Raw genomic sequence first — 3,226 nt, 5'->3', positions numbered from 1 at the left:
CGGCCTTCAGTGTCTTGCAGTGGCCGGTCGCCTTACCGCGGGGGTCAGCGTCCTTCGTCGGGAAGCCACAGTTGGGGGCCGAACCGGCGGAGCCGTTCCCGGCGTTCCTCGTAGCCGGTCATGGCGCGGTCGACGATCCGCCAGAACTCCGGGCCGTGGTCGGGGCGTTCCAGATGCGCCAGTTCGTGGACGAGGACGTAGTCGATGAGGGTGGGCGGGAGCTGCATGGTCGCCCAGTGGATGTTGAGGTGGCCGCTGGACGAGCAGGACCCCCAGCGGTAGCCGAGCGGCATGACCCGCAGCCCGGTCACTTCGGCGCCCATCCGGGACGCCCACGGCTCGATGCGTTTGGTCAGCCACGCTTCACCGACCCGCCGGTACCAGCGGACGAGGTCCCGCGCGCCGCCGCCTTCGCCGAGCAGCAGCCGCCCCCGGACGAGCTTCACCGGCGTCCCCGCCTCCACGATCTTGAGCCGGTAGGAGCGGCCGAGGTAGAGGAAGCCTTCCCCGGAGACGATGCTCCGCTCCGGGTGCGGCTCGCCGAGTTCGCGGCGCTGCGCGAGTTTCCCGTACAGCCAGGATCGTTTGGACTCGACCATCTTGGCGAGTTCGTCGCGGGTGGTGGACGGCGGGACGACGGCGGTGACGGAGGCGTCCCGTTCCACGGTGAGCCGGACGGTGCGGCGGCGTTCGCTGACCGCCACCGCCACGTCGAGCTCTCCGACGCGCAGCATCCCCGGGAAATCGCTCACGGGCCCAGGATGCCAGGCCGCCCTGTCGGCGCAGCTCACCGGACACGCCGCCCGGATCACGACCGCGGTATCCGCTCCCGGTTCGCCTTGATCACTTCGAACAGCCGGCCGGCCAGCTTCTCCACGTCCTGCGCCGTCGCGAGCCGCCGGTCGAAGAGGATGCCGCAGATCTCGCTGCGGAACTCCTCCCGGTCGGTCTCCTTGCTGGGGTGCCAGAAGTCTCTGCGGTGAACGACCTCGGCGGCGCGGTGGTAGACGTCCTGGGCGGCGTCCACGAGGTCGGGGATGCGGTCGGCGTCGTCGCATTCCAGGCTGAGGAGGCGGAACAGCGCGCCCTCCACCGGGCCGAGACCGTGCGGGTCGTCGGGGGCGTCGTCCTTCAGTTCGGTGATGAGCCCTTCGAGCGCGAGGACCTGCTGGTCCCAGTCCTCCTTGAGTTCCTGGAGGATTTCTTCCAGGCGTTCGCTGAGCCGCTTGTAGTAGGCGGGGTCCTTGGCCTTGTTGACGGTGATGTGGTGCCGGATGGCGTGTTCCATCTCGGACGCCTTGGCCCGCGAACCGCCGGGCATCGCCTCGACCTTCTCGGTGAAGTCGGGCGCGGTCAGCGCGACCGGCGGGAGCATCTGCTCGATCCCGAGGGACGTGACGTGCTCGTCGATGAGGTGCCGGATGCGTCCGCCGTACGCGGCCGGGTCGAACTCGCCGTCGTCCACCCGGTACCGCCGCGTCGCGGTGATCTTCACGACCGTGAAGCGTTTGAGGTCGGCCTCGAACGGTTTCACGGCCGGGTCGGGCAGGACGGCGTTGTAGGTCTTGGCGAACAGCGCGAAGTCGGCGTTGAACCGGTCCCGCAGTTCCGGGTCGGCAAGTTCCTCGACGCAGCTTTCGACGTCGTCGGGGTCGCGGAACATCATCCGGACCCGGTTGCGGCGCGGCTCCAGCTTCGCCAGCTCGGCCTTGGCGTCTTTGAGGGCCTGCTCGACGTCGGCGAGGTCGTTCTCGTCGAAGGAGTCGTGCGCGTAGATCTTCAGCGCTTCCACGAGGTTCTGCGCGAGGCCTTGGTAGTCGACGACGTAGCCGTACTCCTTGCCGTCGGCGGTCCGGTTGACGCGGGCCACGGCCTGGAGCAGGTCGTGCTCCTTGAGCCGGCGGTCCAGGTACATGACCTGCTCGATGGGGGCGTCGAAGCCGGTGAGCAGCATCGCGTTGACGATGACGAAGCCGACGTTCGATTCGCTGAACGGCTTGAGGAAGTCGCCGACGCGGGTCTTCTGCTTCGCCTTCGCGGTCCATTCGGCGAGTTCGGTTTCGTGCTCGGAGTCGCCTTCGGAGATGACCGGGACGAACTCCATGCGTTTCAGCAGGTCGAGGTGGCGGTGTGCGCCGACGAGGTACGCCTGGCGCGGTTTCAGCTCGTCCAGCGGCTTTTCCAGGATGCGCGCGGGCAGGCCCTCGACCTCGGTGACGAGTTCGTCCCGCGCGGCCATCAGGGCGTCCCGGTATTGGACGGTGGTGACCCGGTCCAGCGCGACGACCTGGGCTTTGAAGCCTTCGGGGAGGACGCGTTCGACGTAATGGCGGAGCATGTGCTTGGCCTTCGCGGCGACGAGCCTTTCGGCGGCCGACACCTTCGCCTTGGTGGCGTAGCGGCGTTGCAGCTGGTCGCGGTCCTCCGGGGAGAGTTCGTCGAACATCTCGTCCACGACCTCGTCCAGGTCGCGGCCGTCCTGGACGGCGCCCCGCACGCTCAGCCCCTCGTACAGGATCGGGACGATCACCCCGTCCTCTTCGGCGTCCTTCAGCCGGTACATGTCGATGAATTCGCCGAACAGTTCCAGGCTCGTCCTGCGCCGGCCCTTCTTCGTCATGATCGGGGTCCCGGTGAACCCGATCCGGGCCGCGTTCGGCAGGGCGATCTGAAGGTTCGTGCCGAGGGAGGCGGTGTGCGACCGGTGCGCCTCGTCCACGAGGACGACGATCGACTCGTCCGCGTTGACCTCCCCGAGCGGGGCGTCGACGGACATCCCCGGCCCGGATGGAGCGTCGTCCCGCTGCTTCTGGATCATCACGAACACCAGGCCCGGCCCGTGCTTGCCGAGAATGCTCCGCGCCCGCGCCGTGGACTTCGCGACGTCCACGGTCTCGCCGCTCAGCTCCATGGTCTCGCTGAGCTGGTCCTGGAGCTGGGTGCGGTCGGTGACGACGACGACCTTGAAGTGTTTGAGGTCGTCGCTCGCGCGGAGTTTGCGGACCAGGAAGGTCATGGTCAGGCTCTTGCCGGACCCCTGCGTATGCCAGACGATCCCGCCGCGCCTGTCCCGCTCCCCGTCCTGCTGCTTGGTCTTGCCGGTACGCAGCCGGTGAACGGCCCGGTCCACGGCCCGGAACTGCTGGTAGCGGGGCGCGGCCTTGATGGTCTTGCCGTCGTCGGTGACCAGGAACGTCACATAGTTGTGGACGATGTCCAGCAGCCG

Annotated in this window: 2 protein-coding genes; both read right to left on the bottom strand. The window is 68.2% G+C overall.

Going from position 1 to position 3,226, the window contains the following annotated elements; translation table 11 throughout:
* Nucleotides 1-44 precede the first annotated feature (44 nt).
* Nucleotides 45-752, bottom strand: coding sequence for a M48 family metallopeptidase (locus ACIWVC_RS32755; RefSeq protein ID WP_396451760.1), 708 nt, complete (start codon nt 750-752; stop codon nt 45-47).
* Nucleotides 753-808: 56 nt separating this feature from the next.
* Nucleotides 809-3,226 (bottom strand): type I restriction endonuclease subunit R (locus tag ACIWVC_RS32750; protein WP_396455028.1); only part of this gene is annotated, 2,418 nt, incomplete at its 5' end.

The sequence above is a fragment of the Actinomadura sp. genome (assembly GCF_044508335.1).
GTDB lineage: Bacteria > Actinomycetota > Actinomycetes > Streptosporangiales > Streptosporangiaceae > Spirillospora.
The sequence above is the reverse complement of the archived record's forward strand: the minus strand, read 5'-3'. Positions and strand labels throughout refer to the sequence as shown.